The sequence below is a fragment of the Bacteroidia bacterium genome (genome assembly GCA_026932145.1).
Taxonomy (GTDB): Bacteria; Bacteroidota; Bacteroidia; order J057; family JAIXKT01; genus JAIXKT01.
In genome coordinates this window covers 19,412-24,734 of the sequence record JAIXKT010000030.1, presented here as the reverse complement: position 1 = coordinate 24,734, position 5,323 = coordinate 19,412, and the positions used below count along the sequence as shown (strand labels likewise).

General features: G+C 43.1%; 1 protein-coding gene. It reads left to right on the top strand.

Annotated elements, in window-relative coordinates:
- Positions 1-5,272, top strand: a 5,272-nt coding sequence (locus tag LC115_07685) for a T9SS type A sorting domain-containing protein (GenBank protein MCZ2356551.1), incomplete at its 5' end; no start/stop codon positions are given.
- Positions 5,273-5,323: the final 51 nt, after the last annotated feature.

Sequence of the window (5,323 nt, the reverse complement as noted above, 5' to 3'; positions counted from 1 at the left end):
TACCGGCAACAATTCTTGGCGGCGTAATGACCAAGGCTCTACCGCTGTATGGTCGTCAGATGCCTCCGGTCTTTACAGCCCTACCTCTTCCTTAGGGAGCTATTCAGCAAGATTTCACACGTATTCTGCCAGCAGCGGAACCCAGGGGAGCTTAGATTTATATGTAAACTGTAGCCCTGCCGGAACTAAACAACTCATGTTTGATTACATCAACACATCCGGTACAGATAACTTGGTGGTGTTACAATCTACTGATGGTGGCGCAACGTTTCCCACTACATTGGGCACTTTTAATAGTAATTCCGGCTGGACAGCCCAGTCTATCAACGTTACTTCTACTTCAGCGACTACCGTTATCCGGTTTAGAGCTACTTCAGATTATGGACTTACAGATATTGGTATTGATAATTTGAGAATTGTTTTACCGTGTAGCGGCACACCTACTGCCGGCACTACGAATGCCTCAGGGACAACAGTTTGTCCTACGGCTACGGTTAATTTTTGGCTAACCGGTGCCACCTTAGCGGGTAGTCTTACTTACCAATGGCAATCTTCACCGGATAATGTTACCTATACGAATATTGGCGGTGCTACGAGTGCCACCTATAGTGGCGTTCCCGGTACTACCAAATATTACCGTTGCAGAGTAACCTGCACGCCATCAGGGCTTTCCGCCAACAGCACCCCGATATTGATAACCGTTTCTTCCGCTGTTACGTATGCGACTTTACCTTATGCTGAGAGTTTTGAATCATGGGTAAGTTTTTGTGATTCTTATGAGCTACCTACCATTAATTGGCGAAGTACCCCTACTACCGGCAACAATTCTTGGCGGCGTAATGACCAAGGTACTACTGCTGCATGGACATCAGAAAGTTATGGTCTTTACAACCCTACCTCTTCCTTAGGGAGCTATTCAGCAAGATTTCACACGTATTCTACCAGCAGTGGAACTCAGGGGAGCTTAGATTTATATGTAAACTGTAGCCCTGCGGGAACTAAATTATTTACATTTGATTACATCAACACATCCGGTACAGATAACTTGGTGGTGTTACAATCTACTGATGGTGGCGCAACGTTTCCCACTACATTGGGCACTTTTAATAGTAATTCCGGCTGGACAGCCCAGTCTATCAACGTTACTTCTACTTCAGCGACTACCGTTATCCGGTTTAGAGCTACTTCAGATTATGGACTTACAGATATTGGTATTGATAATTTGAGAATTGTTTTACCGTGTAGCGGCACACCTACTGCCGGCACTGCATCAGTAACGCCAACAGGCTTTTGTGGAGCTACCAACCCAACACTTACCTTATCCGGATATACAGTAGCCGGTGGTATTACTTTCCAATGGCAGTCTTCGCCCAATGGGTCGTCATGGACAAACATATCGGGCGCAACTACCGCCTCATACAGTGCACCTCCTATTACAGCTACTACCTATTATCGTTGTGTAGTAACCTGTACTAATTCCTCATTATCCGCTAATAGTACTACTGCTGTAGTAACGGCTGTTCCTGAACCATTACCTGCCTGCTTAACCTATAACTCTCCGGCGAATACTGCAACCGGTATTTGCCCAATCAATACAAGGTTAGCATTTTCAGATACAGGAGATGTTTGTGGGGCAGCGAAAAACTATAAACTGTATTTTGGCACGAATAACCCTCCCTCTAATATCCATAATGGAACATTGATAGGATTGGTTGGGTTTTATGATTTTGTAACACTTTCTCCTACCACTACATATTATTGGAAAGTAGTACCTACTAATACGACCGGCGATGCCACTGGCTGTCCGATATATTCATTCACAACATCTGCAAATCCGGGGCCAAACCCATGTGAAGCACTATTAGGGGCCGGAGTGGTTACGGTACCATCCCTACCATACGCTTCCGGTGCTGGTACTACCAATAATGGAAATGACTTAACCAGTGCTAACACAATGACTTGTGGAGGCGCTAGTTACCTGAATGGTATGGATAATGTTTATGTGTTTACGCCTGCTGCTTCCGGTAAAGTTACCATAACCCTAACTAAGGCCGGTTCTGAAGATGCCTCCTTAATGGTATATGAAGGCTGCCCGCTCACAAATACACCTTGCGGTGCTAATGCCGGTTCTTGTATGTCTTATTCAAATGGAACATCAACTTCACGCTCCGTAAATATCTGTGTAAATGCAGGTACCAAATATTTCGTTGTCTTAGATTGCTACCCAACCCCGAATTTCTATGCCTTTACGAATTTAACTATTTCTGCTCCATCCGGTGGTAGTGCACCGGCCAATGATTTACCTTGTAATGCAACTGCTTTAACACTTGGAGTAACTTCCGGCGGCGATAATTCTTGCTCAGGAAGCGCTAGCGAAGGTGCATTAGGAATCCCGGCCTGCTGGACTGCCGGCCTGCTAAATACAGTATGGTATAAATTTGTAACTCCTGCATCCGGAAAAGTAAATGTGAGAACTAACACCGGAACACTACAAAATACGCAGATAGCTCTATACTCAGGATCTTGTGCAGCTTTAACCTATGCAGGTCAATGTAACGATGATGCGATTTCTTGCGGCTACTCAACAAACTATAATTCAGAGATGATATTAGTGGGACTTACACCCGGCATAACTTACTATGTGCGGGTAGATGGCTATCAAAATGCAATGGGAACTTTTGGAATCATAGCTATTGACGGCAATCTGTCTTATCCAGCAATGCCTTCCCAAGATTGTTCCATCCCGCTACCGGTTTGTAATGCTAATTTTAACGTAGGGAATCCGGGATATTCCGCCGTAGGAAACGTTTGCGACTATGATGGTAGCGGAAACTGTACAGGGGGTGAAAGATCTTCGGTCTGGTACACAATTAATATTGCCAATAACGGGGTATTAAACTTTAATATTATTCCGAATGACTATAATGGGATAGCAGGGGATGAAACTGACTATGACTGGGTACTCTGGCGAATTGTCAGTGGTTCTCAGCCGATTACAAATTGCGCGCAAATTCAGGCAACGGGCGGCGATAATGAAGTAGCTTGTAATTACAGCTATTTGGGAGTAACAGGAACAACACCTTCAGGAAATTCACCTATTGCTTATCCCGGCTTTGACGCTGCCTATGAGATCTCACCTTTGGTTTATACAGGCGAGCGTTATCTCCTGAATATAAATAACTTTACCCAGAGTACCTCAGGATTTACCATTGATCTCACCTCTACGGGTGGTGGTATAATTGATTATGGAGCTGCGCCAAATACATTATTCTGGACAGGTGCTACGGATAACGACTGGTTTAAGGCTACAAATTGGGCGGGCTGCCAAGTTCCTTCTTGCACAACCGATGTGTATATTACACCCGGACCTACTAATCAGCCGCTAATTGGTTCTGCCGGTGCGCAATGCCGTACGATGAATATTACAGCCGGTGCATCACTAACTTTAGCAGCAGCTCAGCAGCTAAGAATCTGTGGCAACTTTATCAATTCCGGCGTTTTTAATGCAGACGTTACTTCAAAAGTCTTGTTTGACAATGTTTCTGCAAATGATACCATAGCAGGGAATTTTAGTGGAACCAGCCGCTTTGGAAATTTAGAAATAAATAAAGCATCTGGTGCTACAACAGTGCTCTTATCCAATGACATAGAAGTAGTAGGTAATATCAATATTGCTACTGCATCGAGCCGTTTGATTACTTCCGGCGTAACCATTACATTGACAGGAAATTATACTAATTCAGGCATGGTTACTGCCAATAATCTATCTACATTAGCTTTGAATGGGGTTACACAGTCATTAAGCGGAAATCTGAGTGGTACAAGTGCGCTTGGAAATATATCTATTGCGAATACCACCACAAACTTAAATGCCGCCTTAGATATGTTGGGAACATTCCAGCTAAATTCGGGTGTATTTAACACAGGAGGAAATATACACTCAGTAGCCGGAGACTTTATCGTATCAGGAAGCTATAACACAACCTCAAATTCGGTAGTTATGAATGGAAATAGCACTCAATCTATGAATTGCGCAGGAGTTACCTTTTACAACCTAACGATAAATAACCCCTCCGGAAGCGTTACAGCTTTAGCTGCAGTTACTATTTCCAATATACTTAACTTACAGCAAGGCTTATTCCGCTCTACAGGGGCAGGATTGATAGCCGTTACAAATACTGCTGTGGGAGCAATCACACGGACATCGGGTCATATCTTTGCTGCTACCGGTAGTAATTTCTATAGACAGGTTGCAGCCTCCGGAAATTATTTATTCCCGGTAGGTATAGATGCCATTGGAACAGCTAACTATCGCTATGCAGAGGTTAATATTAATTCAATAACCGGTTCTTCCCCCTCCATTTATGCTTGCTTTAATCCAGCCGCAGCAGTTAACTCTTCCGGAACTTGGCCAACTATTAATAGCATCATTTTAACAGATTGCGGACCCAACGGTTATTGGATACTGAACCCAAATAATATCACAACAATTAACTATGATTTGAAGCTATCCCTGCAAGGTTTAGGTCTTTCCGGTGCTTTTGATGATTTATTCACCGTTTGCAGCCGTCCAAATGGTTCTACCTCAAAGAGTGCTTGGACAGGTGGTGGCTCTATCCCTACACCAGGATCACCAGGTAGGATTTATTCCAGTGGATATGCTATCAGAACCGGCGTTACCTCCTTCTCTGAAAAAGGAGTTGGCGTTTCTGATAACCCACAACCCATTGAGTTACTTGACTTTAAAGCAACTCCAGTACATAATCAAATTGAGTTAAAATGGACTGTGATCCCTTCACCCAATGACGCAAACTATGCTTTGGAAAGAAGCACAGACTCACAGCATTACACAAATATAGTTACGTTACCGGTAAAAGATGCCGGCCAGCGTAATTATGAATATTCGGATAAATCGGTAGTTTTAAATCAACGCTATTATTATCGTTTGAGAATGATTAATCAGGATGGTTCTTTTACCTATTCTCATAGTGTTGAGGCAATTATCACCGGAGAAACTCAGCAAAGTTTATATATATATCCGAATCCTACCCATAACTCATGTACGGTTTCCTTTAGTTTGACAGAAGACGAATTAGTTACAATTAAGTTGTATAATGAAACGGGGCAGTTGGTATGGGAGAAATCGCAGAACCGAACAGCAGGTTCAAATGAAGTAGAAATCCCAACTACGGATTTTGCTGCCGGAACTTATCACATCCAGATTTTCACTCCTACATGGAAAGCCACTGAACAAATCATTAAAGTAAAGTAGTGTTATGTTAATCGTAAATTGGTGGATAAAGTCTTCTGAGTTTTTGCCTTG